This window comes from Pseudotamlana agarivorans (assembly GCF_018860245.1).
GTDB classification, from domain to species: domain Bacteria; phylum Bacteroidota; class Bacteroidia; order Flavobacteriales; family Flavobacteriaceae; genus Pseudotamlana; species Pseudotamlana agarivorans_A.
Window position 1 is genome coordinate 58,045 of the sequence record NZ_JAHKPD010000018.1, and the last position, 16,992, is coordinate 75,036.

Sequence of the window (16,992 nt, forward strand, 5' to 3'; positions counted from 1 at the left end):
ATGGATGCTTTAAAGCAAGAATTAAAAGAATTTATCATAGAACAATTGAACTTAGAGGATGTAGAGGTTAACGACATTGCAAATGACGATGCGCTTTTTGGAGATGGCTTAGGTTTAGATTCTATAGATGCTCTGGAACTAATTGTGATGTTAGATAAAAACTATGGTATTAAGCTAACAGACCCAAAACAAGGCCGTGCTATTTTTGAATCTATAGACACTATGGCTGCTTATATTACAGCAAACAGAACAAACTAAGAACCTTTAAATTGTTCTAATTTTACAGCATTTTTTATGAGTAAAGGCGTTGCTATAACGGGAATGGGAATAATCTCTGCCATTGGAAACAATGTCGAGGAAAACTATCAGTCTTTAATTGAAAGCAGAAAGGGTATTTCTAGAATTTCTAAAATAAAAACCAATCATGTTAATGATATCATGGTTGGTGAAATTGCTTTTACAAATGAAGAAATTGCCGCCCAGTTAGGTTTAAAGCCAGATAATAGCTTTACAAGAACCGCATTATTAGGATGTTTAGCCGCTAAAGAAGCTATTAAAAATGCTTGTATTGATGATGTTGAAGCTTACAAAACAGGCTTAATTTCATCAACGAGTGTTGGTGGCATGGATATGACCGAACGGTACTACTATGAATCTTTTGAAAATAAAACTGTTCAGAAGTATATTGAAAGTCATCATGCGGGCGATTCTACACAGAAAATAGCTCATGAATTAGGTATCGATAAAAGCTTTGTAACTACTATTAGCACAGCCTGTTCATCGGCAGCTAATGCTATTATGCTTGGGGCTCGATTAATCAAGTCAGGAGAACTAGATCGTGTTATTGTTGGAGGAACCGATTGCTTGTCTAAATTTACAATCAATGGTTTTAAAACCCTTATGATTTTATCGGATACGTATAGCACACCTTTTGATGAAAATCGTAAAGGTCTTAACCTTGGTGAGGCTGCGGCTTATCTAGTTTTAGAATCTGATGCTGTTGTCCAGAAAGAAAGTAAAAAGGTGCTCGCTTACGTAAAAGGTTATGGTAATGCAAATGATGCTTATCATCAAACAGCATCATCAGAAAATGGTGATGGTGCAACTTTAGCGATGAAAAAAGCATTGAAAGTAGCTGGTTATAATGCTGAGAATATAGATTATATCAATGCGCATGGCACGGCGACAGGAAATAACGATTTATCTGAAGGGCGGGCTATAATACGTGTATTTGAAGATGCCATCCCAGATTTTAGTTCAACGAAGGCTTATACAGGACATACCTTAGCAGCAGCAGGAGCAATTGAAGCTGTCTATTCGGTTTTAGCATTACAGCATAATGTTATTTATCCTAATTTGAATTTTAAAACCCAAATGAAGGCGTTTGACATCACTCCAGAACTGGAATTAAAGCACAAACCCTTACAAGCAGTCATGTCAAATTCGTTTGGATTTGGAGGGAATTGTTCCACGGTTATTTTTTCAAAAGAACCCTAAATTTTAAATATTGAAAAAGGTTTACATAAATAGTACTGCTTCTATATCGGCTCAAAAAACATTTGATAACGCTGAGTTTTTAAGTGAATTTATTGATCACGAGGGTGTGGTAATACCTGTTGTTAACCCCAATTATAAAGATTTTATTCCGCCAGCGGCAGCAAGACGTATGGCAAAGGGAATAAAAATGAGTATTGTCGCTTCAAAAATAGCACTTCAGGAAGCAAAACTTGATGAGGTTGATGCGATTATTACGGGCACGGGTATGGGTTGTGTTCGCGATTCGGAGAAATTTTTGAGCGCGCTTATTGATAATGATGAGCAGTACTTAACGCCTACAGCTTTTATTCAATCAACTCATAATACTGTTGGAGGGCAAGTCGCACTAGAATTACAGTGTAAAGGTTACAATTTTACATATGTACATGGGAGTAATTCCTTTGAATCTACTTTAATCGATGCTAGATTACAGTTAGCTTTCAATGAAGAAAATAATATTCTTGTTGGAGGGGTTGATGAAATTGGAGCGCATTCCTTCAAGCTTCAAGAGTTAGTTGGCCATGTTAAAGAGGAATCAATTAAGGTTTCAGCATTATTAGACTCAAAAACTTCAGGGGCTGTTTATGGAGAAGGTGCTAACTTTTTTGTGCTTTCAAACGAAAAACAAGGAAGCTCTTATGCTGAATTAGTGGCTGTTAAAATGTACAATACACTTTCAAAAGAAACACTTCCCGAAACTATAAAAGCATTTTTAAGTGCTAATGAATTTCAGGTAGAAGACATAGATTTAGTTGTTTTAGGTTGTAATGGCGATATAGATTACGATGGTTTTTATGAGGTTTTAATTGAAGGCGTTTTTAATGAAACACAGCAAGCCTATTACAAACATATTTCTGGAGAATTTAATACCGCTTCATCATTTGGCTTTTGGTTGGCTTCAAAAGTTTTAAAGCTTCAAGAACTTCCAGATCTTGTTAAATTAAATGAAATCGAATCTTCTAATTATAAAACGGTTTTGCTATACAACCAATACCGTGGTGAAAATCACAGTTTCACCTTATTAAAGCAATGTTAAATTTTAAATCGGTCAATATAGTAGCAAGCTTGTTATGTATAGGCTTGTTAGTATTATGCCTTTTTTACGATATTCCCTTCATTTTCTTAGGTCTTGGTTTTCTTCTTTGGCTATTGCTTACCGCAGCTGGTTCTGCTTTTATTGGATGGAATTACCACTTTCAATCTTTAAATTCAAATTATAAAACAGAAAGAAATCATATTGCAATTACTTTTGATGATGGCCCGAACCCTGAATTTACACCTCAAGTTTTACAGCTTTTAAAAACATATAATGCTCAAGCAACTTTTTTCTGCATTGGTAACCAAATAGAAGGACATCCAGAACTGTTTAAGGAGATTCTTGATAATCTTCATGTAGTTGGGAATCATACGTATTCACATAGCAATTTTTTTGGGTTTTTTGGTACAAAAAAAGTGGTGCTAGAATTAGAACGTACTTCGGAAATAATTGAAAAGCTGTCTGGGTTAAAACCCCAGCTTTACCGGCCTGCCTTTGGTGTAACCAACCCAAATATAAACTGGGCGTTAAAACAAACAGGTTTGCAATCGATAGGTTGGAGTAAGCGTTCGTTAGACACCACTGGATTAGATGAAAGTGCTATTTTAAAAAGAATTACATCAAATTTAAAGGCAGGTGATGTTATTCTGTTACACGATAGCAGCCAAAAAACAATTGTAGTTTTGGAACAGTTATTGTTATTTTTACAGCGACAAAACCTAACCCCTGTAACTATTGACACCTTATTTGATATTAAAGCCTATGCGTAACCTTATATTTGTTTTGTTTTTTGTTTTTTTTTCTACACATGGTCAAACGAAAATGACTGTAGAAGAAGCTTCCAATTTAAAATTAAAAGTAAAGACTTTAGCTAATGACGTTCAAAGTATTTCTAGTGATTTTACGCAATATAAACATTTAGATTTCTTAGATAATGACATAAAATCTGCAGGTAAATTGGCTTTTAAAGCCCCAGATCTTGTGAAATGGGGGTATGAAACACCTTTCAAATATGCTATTATATTTAAAGAAAACAAGATTTATATTAATGATGAAGGCAATAAAAGTAATATAGATATTGGTCGTAGTAAATTATTTAAACAATTAAATAGTCTTATAATTAGTAGTGTGAAAGGCGATATGTTTGACGAAGAAAAATTCACGATTAACTATTACAAAATTGATAATACTAGCGTAGTACATTTTAGTCCGAAGGATGAAAAATTAGCTAAATTCATAAAAACCTTTCATATTAAATTTAATGAAGCTGCAGATGTAGTTGAGGTTAAAATGATTGAATCTTCAGAAGATTACACCAAAATAATTTTTACTAATAAAGTTTTAAACCAGCCCATAGATGAAGCGGTTTTTAATAATTAGTATCAGTTTTCTTTTTTTTACTTGTGCATCTTACCCAAAGAAGCATAATTTTGAAGAGATAGAAACTTCAAATACACTACTAAATCCTTATTTTTCAGATGCTAATAAAGACTATGTTTATAAGGCAACTATAACAATTTATGATAAGGTTTTTGGCGGAATATTTATCGTTAAAAAAATAGAATTAGATCATCATCGGGTTGTGTTTACTACCGAAATGGGAAATAAAATATTAGATTTTACCTTTAATAAAGGTGCATTTGAAGTCAATTTTATTTTAGAAGATCTCAATAGAAAGTTACTCGTTAAACTTCTTAAAAAAGACTTTAAGGTTTTAATATCAGAAAACTTAGTACCGCAGGCCACATATAAAAATAAAAAGGAGTTAGTAAGTCAAACATTCATAGATCATGACGCTTATTTTTATTTTGGAACGCCCATAATCCACAAAATAGTAAGAACAAATCGAGGAAAGGAGAAAGTCGTGTTTACATTTTCAGAAATTAGTGATAATATTGCACAACAAATTCAAATACAACACCTAAACATAAAGTTTAAAATGTTGCTCAAATCTATTAATTAAACCTGTTGAAACTATGAAAAAATGGTTGTTAACCATGCTTTGCTTTGGAATGATTACCTTGACGTATGCTCAAAGAAAAAGCACCTTCGGTCTTAGAACCGGAGTTAATTTATCGGAAGTTTCAAAAGCAGATTTAGAAACCAAAACAGGTTTTTACTTTAGTTTAATGGGGCATTTTAAATTTACCCAATTTTATGCATTACAGCCAGAGATTGGTTATTCACTTCAGGGAGGTCAGTCTGAATCAAATTCAGAGGCTAATCTTGATATTCATTATATAACCTTGTCTTTAGCTAATAAATTTTTTATTAAAGGATCCGGGTTTCATTTAGTTGTTGCTCCTGGTTTTGATTTTGATGCCGATGATACACTTATAGGTTTATATAATGACGTAGAAGGCAATAATGTTTCGTTTATAGACTTAAACATAGCCCTGGGAATTGGTTATGAATTTAAGAATGGGTTAGGTGTCGAGGCACGATATAAACAAGGTGCAATTGATGTTTTTTCAGGTACGTTTAATAGTTTTGAATCTGAGAAGTTAAGTGAAGAAACACAACTGAACTCTACTATTCAATTAGGGGTATTTTATAAATTCAACTACTAAATTTATGCAATTAAAAGATTTTTATTCCGTTAAGGATTTATTGGTAAATGGCACTGCAATAGTGGCTCAAATCACTTTAAATAAAGATCATGAGATTTTTAAAGGACATTTTCCAGGAAACCCGGTTACCCCTGGTGTTTGTATGATGCAAATAATTAAAGAGCTTACAGAAGAGGTGGTCGGGAAGCGTCTGTTTATGAATGCATCAAGTAATATAAAATTTATGGCCATTATTAATCCAGACAAAACGCCAGATCTAGAAATACAATTAAATTTAACTGAAACAGAAACAGGTTATAAGGTTAAAAATACCACACGTTTTGAGGATACTGTGGCTTTAAAATTGACCAGTAATTTTACAGTACAATAAAAAAGTATGAAGTATTTGTTCGCACTTATTGTTTTAGTTATTTCCCAATCTGTGAACTTGGAAACGACTAGAAATGCTTATAAGTATGCTGCTCAAGATACTAGTAAGGTTAAAGCATTTTTTAAGAATTTAGAACGTGTTACTAAATCTGATAAATTAGAATTGGTTGCTTATAAAGGCGCATCAATAGCGCTCATGGCCAAGGAAGCTAAAACTATTAAAGAAAAAAAAGAACGATTTGTCAAAGGCGTAAGTTTAGTTGAATATGCTATTGAAAAGGACTCGAACAATATTGAAGTACGCTTTGTAAGACTTAGTATTCAGCAGAACGTTCCTAAAATCTTGAAATATCATTCAGATATTAAAAGTGATAAAAAAATTATACTTGAAAATTATAGTAATATAAAAAACACGTCTTTAAAGCGTCATTTATCTGATTATATTTCACATTCAAAGGGGTTTACCGACGAAGAAAAGATCGGCCTTATGAGGAATTAAAGCGCGATTAATTTTAATTGTTTTATCTTACTGTAGAAAAGTGGAAATGGCTGTATTTACAGCTTCCGATTGATCGATACTTAGAAAATGTCCGGCATCTTTTATTATTGTAGTTTGACTTCTAAAGAGTAAATTTTGAGCCCTTTCAAGGCTCTTTTCTGAATTTATAACATCTTGATCGCCAATTAAGATAAGTACAGGCGTAGTAATGAATTTTAATTCTTCATCAGAGAATGGTGTCATCTGTAGCATACTAGTATTGGATTTCGCATACTTATTAGCGAGATAAAACTGTTTCTTATACTTTGAATTTATTTTATCTGGATGTGTTGAAAAAGTTTCTAGGGTTTTTTCAAATTTTTTCTGACTCGGAAATAGTTTTAATAGTAATGCATTTGACGTCTTTGCCAATTGATCTATATATTCGAACGTCTGCGCTGGACTCAATAAAACCATTTTATTTATAGAATTATCTTTTTGAGAGGCCAAAAGTGTGGCTATCCAACCACCACGTGAGGCCGCTACAAGATCAAAATCTTTTAATTTATAGTAATTAAATATACTGTTGTACCATAATACCAATTCTTTAGAAGATAAAGCATCTGATGTTAATGTTGATTTTCCGGGCTCCATTAAGAAGTCAATAGCATAAACCCGATGGTTTTTTGCTAATGTTTTTATGTTTGGATACCACATGGTAGAACTGGCATCCATACCGTGAAGTAAGACCATTTTTTTTCCATTTTTAGGTCCAGAAATAATAACATGGCCAGTTCCGAAATCTGTTTTTATATTTTCTTCAGAGTAAGGTATGCTCCATAACTTTAGAGCTCGATTATATGATTTTATATACGCTTTTTTTTCTTTTTTATTTTCAAATATATAATCGTTAAATTCAGCTTGTTTGGAAGAAACACAACCCACAATTAAAAATAAAACCATCAATTTCAGAATTAATTTTGATAACATGTTGTAAGGTTTTTATTTTTTATGGGTTAATTTGTAAGCTCCTAATATAACTAAAAAACCGAGCTGTTTTAATGAAGAGTTGAACGCTATTAGAACACTAAAAAAAGAAACCTCGCTAAAGTCTAATTAAGACTCTGTCGAGGTTTCGAATTTAATTTTAAAAAAAAGCCTGCTTAAGAGTTAGCTATAGCTTTTAAATCTTTAATGGTTTCAATTTGGGTACTACTTTTAAACACATAACTTCCAGCAACTAAAACATCGGCTCCGGCATCTGTTAACTGTTTTGCGTTTTTGTTTGTTACACCACCATCTATTTCAATAAGCGTACTAGCACCTTTAGTAACAATAAGTTCTTTAAGTTGTTGCACTTTTTTATAGGTATTCTCAATAAAACTTTGTCCGCCAAAACCAGGATTCACACTCATGATACAAACTAGGTCAATGTCGTTGATTACATCCTCTAATACATTGATGTTTGTATGTGGGTTTAGGGCAACTCCAGCTTTCATGCCTTCGGCTTTAATGGCTTGTAGTGTTCTATGTAAATGTGTGCAAGCTTCGTAATGTACTGTTAAAACATCACTTCCTAATTCGGCAAAAGTTTTAATATACCTATCGGGATCGACAATCATTAAATGCACATCGATTGTTTTTTTAGCATGCTTTGAAATGGCTTGTAAAACCGGCATTCCAAAAGAAATGTTTGGTACAAAAACACCATCCATAATATCAATATGAAACCAATCGGCTTCACTTTGATTAACCATTTCTATGTCACGTTGAAGGTTAGCGAAATCTGCGGCTAACACTGATGGAGCAATTAATTTAGAACTCATTGAGATTGTATATTATAATTTTTGCAAAAATAAAGGATTTGATTGAGGCGAGGGATTAGTTTTCAATAAAATTTTCTACCATACCAATTACTTCGTTGGCTAGTTTATTGTGTCCCATTTTTAACCATTCGAGGTATTCGTAAAGGTTGTTTAATTCTGTTTTTTCATCAATAACGGTGAAACCAAAATTGTAATCTTCAAAAATACGACCTTCGATTTTAGTGTTAATCACTTTAAATAAGTTTGTATGCCTAGGGTCTGTGCTTATTTTTTTATAAACCTTATCCACGATTTCATCTGGCCCTTCTAAAACTTGAAGAAAATTGAAATTCTTGTAAATAAGAACGCCAGTAATATTGTTTTTAATGTTATTGGCTTTCGCCTTTAAGTAGATTTCATCTTGAACGCTGAAGTCTAGATTTCTAGTGGCATCACTAATATAACAAATGGTTTTAAGCATGATTTATCATTGGGGGTGATCGTATTAAAATACGGTATAAAAGTATAGAAATAATCCAACCTAAAAAAGGAGACTTAAATAATAATTGGAATGGATAGGGTTAGAAAAATAAACCCTCGGTAATCAGCCGAGGGTTCTTTCATCAATCAAAAAACGAACAGTTATGAGTAACTGTTTGTTGTTGTAATTTAGTCGTAATTTAAATGAATTACTAACCTAAATAAGTCTTTAAAATTTTACTTCTAGAGGTATGTTTTAATCTTCTAATGGCTTTTTCCTTAATTTGTCTTACACGCTCGCGTGTTAAATCGAAAGTTTCACCAATTTCTTCCAAAGTCATTGGGTGTTGATTTCCTAAACCAAAGTATAAACGAATTACATCTGCTTCACGAGGTGTTAGTGTTTCTAAGGCACGCTCGATTTCAGTACGTAAAGATTCGTGTAATAATTCTTTATCTGGGTTTGGAGATTCACCACTGTTTAGTACATCGTATAAGTTTGAGTCTTCACCTTCAACTAGGGGCGCATCCATACTTACGTGACGACCAGAATTTTTCATAGACTCCTTAACATCGTTAATAGTCATGTCTAATTCTTTTGCAATTTCTTCAGCAGAAGGCGGACGTTCATGACTTTGCTCTAAAAAGGCAAAAGTCTTATTAATCTTATTAATCGATCCAATTTTATTTAAAGGTAAACGTACAATACGAGATTGTTCAGCTAAAGCTTGAAGAATCGATTGTCGAATCCACCATACCGCATAGGATATAAATTTAAAACCACGAGTTTCATCAAAACGTTGTGCAGCCTTAATTAAACCTAAATTCCCCTCATTAATTAAATCAGGTAATGTTAAACCTTGGTTTTGATATTGTTTTGCCACAGATACCACGAAACGTAAATTTGCTTTGGTTAACTTTTCTAAAGCAATTTGGTCGCCGGCTTTAATACGTTGTGCTAATTCTACTTCCTCATCGGCAGTAATTAAATCTACTTTACCAATTTCCTGTAAATATTTATCTAACGAAGCGGTTTCTCTATTGGTTACCTGCTTCGTAATTTTTAGCTGTCTCATTTAATGTTCTCCTGTAATTTAAATTGTGAATAATAGGGCATTCAATGGTTATACGTGTTTATAAAAGATAATGTTACAAAAAATGTAATCTTTTTTATAAAAATACAATTGAAAGCACAAATGTTTCAGTACTGCAAGAGGCCTTAAACTTATTTTTTCACGGTAAGTTCACGGGTTAACCAGCCACTTTTACTTGCTGTTGCAATGGCGTATGGCGTTATCCAAAATAAAGCAAACGTATATAATATACTATAGGTATATGCCCAGAATGATTCGGATACTTTATAACGATTGGCGTAAAACAACATGGAAAATGTTGAGAGTATTAATGTGGCGACTAAGGTTGAACTTATAAATAATAGGGGATGTGTGACTACGAAAAACATCATAAATATCAAGAACGGGTAAGTCATTATAATTTCTGAAGACTGACTTAAAAATAAAAGTCGTGTTCCTAGTTTTGATTCTTTTTTAAAGTTTGTGAATACATATTTAGACATTTCAATGTTTTCACGAACGTTACTACGTCCCCATCTTATAAACATTTTGTAAAGACCTTGGTATTTTTCAGGAACGTTTGTGTAGGCGTAGGCATTTCTTTGGAATAATACATGCTTACCTTGTTTTAAGATCATATTCGTTAGAGCACGATCTTCACCAATGTCTGATGGTTTACCCATAAAAGTTTGGTTAATCCATTCTGGAAGACAAGCAAAAACTTCTGATCGTCTATATGCAGCAAGCGCTCCTGGAGTACAAAGAACGGAGTTAAGCGTGCTTTCAGCAGATCTAACAAATTCAAAACTTAAAACGAAACTTACATCTAGCATTTTAGGCAGTAGCGCCTTCTTATTATTAAGTACTCGAATGTTTCCGGCTACAGCGCCACATTTTTCATTGTTTACAAAAGGGCTTACTAATAGTCTTACGGTATCTGGGTTAACTATAGAATCACTATCTACGGTAACAAAAATCTCTCCGGTGCCTTGATTAAAACCACGGTATAAAGCATGGCGCTTTCCTTTATTTTCAGATTGTTTGCATATTTCTAAACGGTTACCTAATTGCTCTTTCGCTTTAAGCATCCATTGCCATGTATCGTCTTTACTGCCATCATCAATGGCTAATAGCTGTAGTTTTTCTTCTGGAAAATCACTTTTAGCCAAGCTGATTAGTGTGTCCCAAACTTGTTTGCCTTCATTGTATGCTGGAACAATTATTGTTACAGTTGGTAATTCCTCATCTGAAACGGATTCAACGGGCTTATAGCAAAAATATTTATATAAAGTATATATGAAAAAACTAGCCTTGAAGACAAGTAAACCAGTGCAGAAGATAAGGAAGACTGAGCCAAATGTTGAACTTGATTGTGTTAAATTGAATTCGTAAAAATCATTTTGTAGTAAATAGAAAAGATATGCTGCATTTGCCATTAATAAAAAAGTACTCACTAATACAAGAAAACCCCAGGTTCGACCTGTTTTATTCGTTATGAGGTTTTTTATATTTGAAACCAACTCATTTAGAAGTGAAGACTGTTTAGAGTTAGCGGCTTCTGTTAGCTTGTAGTTTTGTGCGTTATTTAATTCCATAAATTTTTTTAAACTTGTATTTGTGGGTTATACGGCTACAGGGTTGTTTTTAGATTCTTTTCATAATTAATTTAACTTTATGCTAACGTTTAGGGTGGAATGTTTCAGTTTATAAATTGAATTTCTACCTTTGGAAAATAGCGGTATTAAGAACAAGAAATATTGAAACAAATAGATGAGTAAACAAAACCTTAAACAACCAGAATGGAAATACCATTTAAATACAGAATATATATATGTTGATTTTTCAGGGCTGGAAACCGAACGGCAAATTCTTGATCAAATAGAAACCGCGGTGGCCATGGGGCTCGAACGTCCGGATAAATCGGTGCGTGCTATGGTTAGTATTAAAGGGTTGAGAACGAGTCCTGGAACGACACGACAGATGGCTGTATTAGGTAAAAAAGTTCAATGCAAGATTAATAAATCGGTACTCGTTGGTTCTAGTGGATTTGTGGCTTTATTAGTGAAAATTTATACGTCACATACTGGAAGTAAAATTAAGTTTTTTACAGATACTAACGTCGCTCTAGAATACTTAACTAGCGACTAATATGGTGCGTTCTCATTCAAAAAATAATACTTTAAGTAAAGTGATACTCCTTTCTGATGGTAGCGATGATTTTTCTTCGTTGTATCTGAAACAGCATGGTTTTGAGTTGATTGTTACAGAAACCATTACTGAAGTTACCTTAAGAAATGTAGAGGTCGTGATCATTGATTATAATTTTATCAATGATATCGATAGTATTATGGATGAATTCCAAACTTACAGTGATGCTCATATTCCTGTTATACTTTTGACTAATGGCTCTGGTAATCCGGCTTTTAGTGCGGTATTAGAAAACAAGTTGTTTTGTTTTATTGATACATTAGCGAATCAACAGGCTGTGATGCTTTTGCGTACGGCTAAAAGGCAATTTGAAAGAGAGGTTGAAAATACTTTAAAGAACAACGAGCTCAATAGGTTGTTAAGTACCAATTATTTGGTTTTAGATACTAAAAATCAGTTTTTAGAGCAAACGGATACACGTTTACAAAAATTGATCGAAAATGATATGAAATTAACTTCAGGTGAACTACAAAAGTTAAGAGACTCTATAGCCAAGCACCTTAAAGATGAATATCAATATCAACTATTTAAAGTGCATTTTGAAGAAGTGCATCCTTTGTTCTATAAACGCCTATTAGATATAAATAATACGTTGACAGATAGCAATTTGAAGTTGGCTTCTTTCATAAAGATGGGGTTTAATAATTCTGAGATTGCCTTCTTCTTGAACATCTCACTTGCTGCCGTTAAAAAAGGGATTCAACGTATGAAGCATAAATTAAATTTATCCCCTAAAAATTCTTTAAGATTATTTCTGTTTAATATTTAGTGACTTCGGGATGTTATATAAATAGAATAACGAATTATAATGTATTTCACCATTTGAAACAACTATTTGGTAGAAATTATTATTGCTTGCTACATTTTTACACTTACTAAAACCTAAGTAATAAAGTCGTTTTCTTTGAAAATTATGGAATTATAACACAATACTAATGTTAAATAACATAATTAAATAGCAAAAATTAACGACGAAACAATAAATGTCTCCTATTTGTCTCCCTAGTGTTCATTCAAAAGTACAGAATATAAACCTTAATTTGTAACGATGAAATTAATAAAGGTTTAAGGAAATTACGATTCAAAATGACTTGAAATTCGTAATTCAGTGAAATTAAATTTATTAATTCTACTCTCAAACTATTTACATTATGAGCACAAAAGAAATTAAAGGAGTACTGAATAAATCGTTACCAATTTTAGTTATAGGTATAGTTGTCTTTATATACTTATTGTGGATATTATTATTAATATTTAGATACTGTTTTTAGATACTTTTCTTTGATTAAATCTATATAAAATAGTTTTTTCAACGAACCACTCTTAAGAAGAAAACCCCATAAAGTTTAAACTTTATGGGGTTTTATAATATTAGCAAAAGAATAAATTATTTATCCTCCCTAGGTTTTCTGTCATCACGACGGTTATCACGTCCGCGATTATCCCTACCTCTATTATCACGTCCACCAGAACGTTTATCATCTCTTGGTGGTCTGGCAACATAACCTTCTGGTTTTGGTAAGATAGCTTTACGAGATACTTTTTCTTTGCGTGTTCTTGGGTCAACTCCAAAGTACTTCACATCAAAAACGTCACCCATATTAACAACGTCACTTACGTTTTCAGTACGTTCCCATGCTAATTCACTTACGTGTAATAACACTTCGTTTCCAGGAGCATCAAGATATTCTACAACAGCACCAAAATCAAGCATTTTAATAACTTTTACTTCGTATACGCTACCTACTTCAGGTTTAAATAATAAAGAATCTATTTTAGCTTGAACAGCATCAATCCCTTCATTACCAACTCCTAAAATTTCAACAATACCTTCTTCGGTTACTGGATCTTCGTTAATAACGATAGTGGTTCCAGTTTCTTTTTGCATTTCTTGAATTACTTTTCCTCCAGGTCCAATTAATGCACCAATAAATTCGTTAGGAATTCTTCTAGTAATCATTTTTGGAGAATGCTCTTTTACATCAGCATTAGGAGTAGCAATTGTATCTGTGATTTTTTCTAAAATATGTAAACGACCGTCACGTGCTTGTTTTAAAGCGTTAACAAGAATTTCATAAGATAATCCTTTTACTTTAATATCCATTTGACAAGCTGTAATACCATCAGCCGTACCAGTTACTTTAAAGTCCATATCACCCAAGTGATCTTCATCTCCTAAAATATCAGATAATACTGCGTATTTTCCTGATTCAGCATCAGAAATTAATCCCATGGCGATACCAGAAACTGGTTTAATCATTTGAACACCAGCATCCATAAGGGCCATGGTGCCAGAACAAACTGTTGCCATTGAAGACGAACCGTTGCTTTCTAATACTTCAGATACCACACGAACCGTGTAAGGACAATCTGCTGGAATCATGCCTTTTAAAGCACGTTGTGCTAAGTTACCGTGTCCAACCTCTCTACGAGATGTTCCACGAATTGGTCTAGCTTCACCTGTACAAAAAGGAGGGAAGTTATAGTGTAAATAGAAACGTTCCTCACCTTCAAAAGATGGCATATCTATTTGCATAGCATCTCTAGAAGTTCCTAGAGTTACAGTGGCTAATGCTTGAGTTTCCCCACGAGTAAATATTGACGACCCGTGTGTAGATGGTAAATAATCAACTTCACACCAGATTGGTCTAATTTCATCGGTTTTTCTACCGTCTAAACGCAAGCCTTCATTTAATGTTAAATCTCTAACAGCTGCTTTTTCAGCTTTGCTGTAATATTTTGAAATTAATCCACCTAAATCGGCTAATTCTTCTTCAGAAAAAGTTGCTTTTATTTCTTCTTTAATTTCGGCGAAAGCAGCAGTTCTATCATGTTTTGCGGAAGCCGTTCTTGCTACAGCGTAAACTTTATCGTAAGCAAGCTCATGAATTTTTTGTGCTAGATCGGCATCTTCACGTTCTGGCTCATACTCACGAACTTCTTTTTTACCAAAAGCTTCAGCTAATTTAACTTGAGCAGCACATTGTACTTTAATGGCTTCGTGCGCAAATTTGATAGCCTCAGTCATTTCTTCTTCAGAAATCTCATCCATTTCACCTTCAACCATCATTACCGAATCAGCCGATGCTCCAATCATCATATCGATGTCAGATTCTTCTAATTGCGCTCTGGTTGGGTTGATGATAAATTCTCCATTTATACGACCAACTCTGGCTTCAGAGATAGCACATTCAAATGGAAAATCAGACAATTGAATAGCGGCAGAAGCAGCTAATCCAGCCATAGCATCAGGCATAACATCTTCATCGTGAGACATTAATTGGATCATTACCTGAGTTTCAGAATGGTAATCTTTTGGGAATAACGGACGTAAAACACGGTCTACTAAACGCATGGTTAATACTTCACCGTCACTAGGTCTAGCTTCTCTTTTGAAGAAACCACCTGGGTAACGTCCTGCAGCTGCAAATTTTTCGCGATAATCTACTGTTAAGGGTAAAAAATCAACATCAGCTTGCTTGTAATTGGAAACAACTGTACATAATAACATACATTTTCCTGATTGAACAACAACAGAGCCATGTGCCTGTTTTGCTAACTTTCCAGTTTCAATAGAAATTTCTCTACCGTCACCTAGGTCTATGACCTCTTTAAAAACTTGTGGAATCATAAATTTTGTAATACTAAATTAAACAATGGTCGTTGTGTTGTTGTGTGTAGTGTTGTGTATGACCAATGAAAAACTGTAATTAGCTTCTTCAATGCGTAGTTTAAACTCTGCGCTAGAGTTATTTATTTCTTGATTTTATCTGTAAAATTTGATAAAATCGATAAAGGCTAAGATAAAAAAAAGAGGCTAATTAAAGCCTCTTTTTTTCTTATTTTCTTAATCCTAATTCTTTCACTATGGCACGATATCTTAAGATATCTTTCTTAGTTAAGTAATCTAGTAAGCTTCTTCTTTTACCTACTAATTTCACTAATGAACGCTCAGTGTTAAAATCTTTACGATTCTTTTTTAAGTGCTCTGTTAAGTGATTAATTCTTTGTGTAAACAAAGCAATTTGTCCTTCTGCTGAACCAGTATCGTTTTTCCCGTTACCGTGTTTTGCAAACATCTCTTGCTTTTCTTCTTTTGATAAATACATGCTAATATTATTGTAAATGATTTTTATGTACACGAAAGGTTTTCTTTCGAGCGGCAAATATACTAACTTTTTTGTGTTTGAAAGTTTTTTTACGTAACTTTTACTAATTATTCCCTTGGATTATAGTAGATCGTATTATTTAATTGTTTTTAACTACAACCCCTTATAAATGAAGAAAGCACTATTCTCTCAAAGTAACTTTCCTGATACTTACGATTCTTTAGAAAGCATTTTTAACAATACCTATAATGGAATTGCCATATTAACTTTAGATGGTGACTGGATAAAGGTTAACGATAGTGTGTGTGAACTCTTTGGTTATACTAGGTTAGAGTTGTTCAATATGAACATTGAAAATATAATCTTTAGGGAAGACTTAGGTGTACACCAAATTAAATATGAGCGGTTACTTCAAGGTAAAGTTGATCGCTATCGTGTTAGGCAGCGTTATTTTCATAAAGACGGTTCTGTTATTTGGGTCTTAATCTCTGTGTCTCTAATTGCAAATGCCGATGGATCTCCTGGACAAATGATTTGGCAGTTTTCGGATATTACGAACCGTAAAAGAAATCAAGATAAGTTAAAGCTTATGTTAAGCGTTGTGAGAGAGCAAAACGAAAGGTTAACGGCTTTCGCCGACATTATAACACATAATTTGCGATCCCATTCAGGAAACTTATCTACAATTAAAGGTTTTATGGAGGAAGAGTTTTCTTGGCTCAAGGATAATGAAAACTTTGAGCTTCTATCTCACGCCATTGACAACCTTGAGGAAACGGTTTCACATTTAACCCAAGTAGCCAAAATAAAACAAGTAGATTCTAGTGAGGTGAAACATTTGAATTTGTACGACTATGTTGATAAAGCAATTTATACCGTAGCCGCTTTTGCAAAAAACACCGAAACGACCATTACAAATAAGGTAGATGAAGAAATATTTGTTAAAGGAATACCTGCTTATTTAGATAGTATTATTTTAAACTTTTTAACCAATGCGATAAAGTATCGTGACGACGAACGAACGGCTAAAGTTAAATTGGATGCTGTTAAAGAAAAAGGGTATGTTATTCTCAAAATCAGTGATAATGGCAAAGGCATTGATTTAGAAAAATATGGTAATAAACTTTTTCAAATGTATAAAACTTTTCACTCAAACAAAGACGCCATTGGTATTGGTTTGTTTATTACAAAAAACCATATTGAATCTTTAGGCGGTAAAGTAAAGGTGGCTAGCAAAGTAGGAGTAGGTAGTGAGTTTTCAATATATTTTAAAAGCGCATAAAAAAACCTGTTTTAAATCTAAAACAGGTCTTTTATTATGTGTTCTT

At 33.2% G+C, this 16,992-nt stretch carries 19 protein-coding genes; 12 read left to right on the forward strand and 7 right to left on the reverse strand.

Annotated elements, in window-relative coordinates; translation table 11 throughout:
* From KO493_RS11210 to KO493_RS11250, 9 genes are read left to right on the forward strand one after another with little or no spacing between them, the layout of a single operon-like run.
* Positions 1-258: a phosphopantetheine-binding protein gene (locus KO493_RS11210; protein ID WP_216068066.1), complete on the forward strand. Its 258-nt coding sequence runs from the start codon at positions 1-3 to the stop codon at positions 256-258.
* 36 nt (positions 259-294) lie between these two features.
* A complete protein-coding gene (locus KO493_RS11215) occupies positions 295-1,497 on the forward strand; it encodes a beta-ketoacyl-[acyl-carrier-protein] synthase family protein (RefSeq protein ID WP_216068067.1) in 1,203 nt (400 codons plus the stop codon).
* 10 nt (positions 1,498-1,507) lie between these two features.
* Positions 1,508-2,572, forward strand: coding sequence for a beta-ketoacyl synthase N-terminal-like domain-containing protein (locus KO493_RS11220; protein WP_216068068.1), 1,065 nt, complete (start codon positions 1,508-1,510; stop codon positions 2,570-2,572).
* A complete protein-coding gene (locus tag KO493_RS11225) occupies positions 2,566-3,342 on the forward strand; it encodes a polysaccharide deacetylase family protein (protein WP_216068069.1) in 777 nt (258 codons plus the stop codon). Before KO493_RS11220 ends, KO493_RS11225 begins: the two co-directional genes overlap by 7 nt.
* A 52-nt stretch (positions 3,343-3,394) precedes the next feature.
* The gene (locus KO493_RS11230) at positions 3,395-3,952 is read left to right on the forward strand and encodes a LolA family protein (protein WP_252723221.1); all 558 of its coding nucleotides are present in this window, start codon (positions 3,395-3,397) and stop codon (positions 3,950-3,952) included.
* Complete coding sequence (locus KO493_RS11235; RefSeq protein ID WP_216068071.1) at positions 3,930-4,535, forward strand: hypothetical protein; 606 nt, start codon at positions 3,930-3,932, stop codon at positions 4,533-4,535. Before KO493_RS11230 ends, KO493_RS11235 begins: the two co-directional genes overlap by 23 nt.
* Positions 4,536-4,548: 13 nt before the next feature.
* Positions 4,549-5,142, forward strand: coding sequence for a porin family protein (locus tag KO493_RS11240; RefSeq protein WP_216068072.1), 594 nt, complete (start codon positions 4,549-4,551; stop codon positions 5,140-5,142).
* A gap of 4 nt (positions 5,143-5,146) precedes the next feature.
* Positions 5,147-5,512 carry a 3-hydroxyacyl-ACP dehydratase gene (locus KO493_RS11245; protein WP_216068073.1) on the forward strand — a complete coding sequence of 122 codons (366 nt, stop codon included), beginning with the start codon at positions 5,147-5,149 and terminating at the stop codon, positions 5,510-5,512.
* Positions 5,513-5,518: 6 nt separating this feature from the next.
* Entirely contained in the window at positions 5,519-6,010 is a 492-nt protein-coding gene (locus KO493_RS11250; protein WP_216068074.1) for a hypothetical protein, read from the forward strand.
* A gap of 27 nt (positions 6,011-6,037) precedes the next feature.
* On the opposite strand, the gene KO493_RS11255 is transcribed toward KO493_RS11250, so the two are convergent.
* From KO493_RS11255 to KO493_RS11275, 5 genes are all read right to left on the reverse strand, one after another.
* Complete coding sequence (locus KO493_RS11255; protein WP_216068075.1) at positions 6,038-6,979, reverse strand: alpha/beta fold hydrolase; 942 nt, start codon at positions 6,977-6,979, stop codon at positions 6,038-6,040.
* A gap of 173 nt (positions 6,980-7,152) precedes the next feature.
* Positions 7,153-7,815 carry a ribulose-phosphate 3-epimerase gene (gene rpe, locus KO493_RS11260; RefSeq protein WP_216068076.1) on the reverse strand — a complete coding sequence of 221 codons (663 nt, stop codon included), beginning with the start codon at positions 7,813-7,815 and terminating at the stop codon, positions 7,153-7,155.
* A gap of 55 nt (positions 7,816-7,870) precedes the next feature.
* Positions 7,871-8,275, reverse strand: a complete 405-nt coding sequence (locus tag KO493_RS11265) for a BLUF domain-containing protein (RefSeq protein WP_216068077.1) — start codon at positions 8,273-8,275, stop codon at positions 7,871-7,873.
* Positions 8,276-8,486: 211 nt separating this feature from the next.
* Positions 8,487-9,350: a sigma-70 family RNA polymerase sigma factor gene (locus KO493_RS11270; RefSeq protein WP_019387909.1), complete on the reverse strand. Its 864-nt coding sequence runs from the start codon at positions 9,348-9,350 to the stop codon at positions 8,487-8,489.
* A 149-nt stretch (positions 9,351-9,499) separates the two neighbouring features.
* A complete protein-coding gene (locus KO493_RS11275; RefSeq protein WP_216068078.1) occupies positions 9,500-10,942 on the reverse strand; it encodes a glycosyltransferase in 1,443 nt (480 codons plus the stop codon).
* A 175-nt stretch (positions 10,943-11,117) separates the two neighbouring features.
* Between KO493_RS11275 and KO493_RS11280 the strand changes: the two genes are divergently transcribed.
* Entirely contained in the window at positions 11,118-11,495 is a 378-nt protein-coding gene (locus KO493_RS11280) for a hypothetical protein (RefSeq protein ID WP_216068079.1), read from the forward strand.
* Between the two features lies 1 nt (position 11,496).
* The gene (locus KO493_RS11285) at positions 11,497-12,324 is read left to right on the forward strand and encodes a helix-turn-helix transcriptional regulator (protein ID WP_216068080.1); all 828 of its coding nucleotides are present in this window, start codon (positions 11,497-11,499) and stop codon (positions 12,322-12,324) included.
* 618 nt (positions 12,325-12,942) lie between these two features.
* On the opposite strand, the gene KO493_RS11290 is transcribed toward KO493_RS11285, so the two are convergent.
* Positions 12,943-15,186, reverse strand: a complete 2,244-nt coding sequence (locus KO493_RS11290) for a polyribonucleotide nucleotidyltransferase (RefSeq protein WP_216068081.1) — start codon at positions 15,184-15,186, stop codon at positions 12,943-12,945.
* Positions 15,187-15,394: 208 nt separating this feature from the next.
* Complete coding sequence (gene rpsO / locus KO493_RS11295; RefSeq protein WP_216068082.1) at positions 15,395-15,664, reverse strand: 30S ribosomal protein S15; 270 nt, start codon at positions 15,662-15,664, stop codon at positions 15,395-15,397.
* Positions 15,665-15,833: 169 nt separating this feature from the next.
* On the opposite strand from rpsO, the gene KO493_RS11300 reads away from it, so the two are divergent.
* Positions 15,834-16,946, forward strand: a complete 1,113-nt coding sequence (locus KO493_RS11300) for a sensor histidine kinase (RefSeq protein ID WP_216068083.1) — start codon at positions 15,834-15,836, stop codon at positions 16,944-16,946.
* Positions 16,947-16,992 lie beyond the last annotated feature (46 nt).